Genomic DNA, 620 nt, shown 5'->3' on the forward strand with positions numbered 1-620 from the left:
AAGCACAAGGTGACCACACCTCATCCCCATCTCTCCAATCTGAAAACACGCCCTTAGCTAAGGTGATGTTTGATACTTTCACCGCAAAACCTACCAGTAAAACGATAGAACTTTATGGCCGAACCGCACCTAATCGCCAAGCTCGTCTTGGTGCAGAAGTGGCCGGCAAAATTGTCAGTCTCAACATCAATAAAGGGCAACTTGTTAAGCAAGGACAAGTGATTGCTAACATTGATAAGCGGGATTTGGACAGTCAGCTCAAACGCGCTCAGGCCATGCTGCGAGTGAAAGAAAAGGAGTTTAATGCCGCAAAATCCCTCAAAAGCAGGGGGTTACAAGGCGAGGTGGCCTTTGCGACTGCGGAAGCCGCGTTAGTCGATGCAAGAGCGAACCTCAATAATGTCCAAACCGCTCTCAAGAATACCGAAGTTAAAGCGCCCTTTGATGGCATTGTTGATCATCATTTTGTCGAAGTGGGTGACTTTGTCGGTGTGGGCGATCCAATAGCGACAGTGATTGATTTAGAGACTCTGGTCATTGAGGCCGACGTTAGCGAGCGCCATATCCAGTATCTTAAAGAAGGTCTTCAAGCGGATGTCAGAACTATCAATGGTCAGCAT

1 pseudogene is annotated in these 620 nt (G+C 47.7%); it reads left to right on the forward strand.

The window, feature by feature from the left end:
* Window positions 1–620 (forward strand): annotated as a pseudogene (vmeJ, locus tag R8O11_RS29030) (multidrug efflux RND transporter periplasmic adaptor subunit VmeJ); the annotation flags it as partial.

This window comes from Vibrio sp. 1288, from assembly GCF_033344475.1.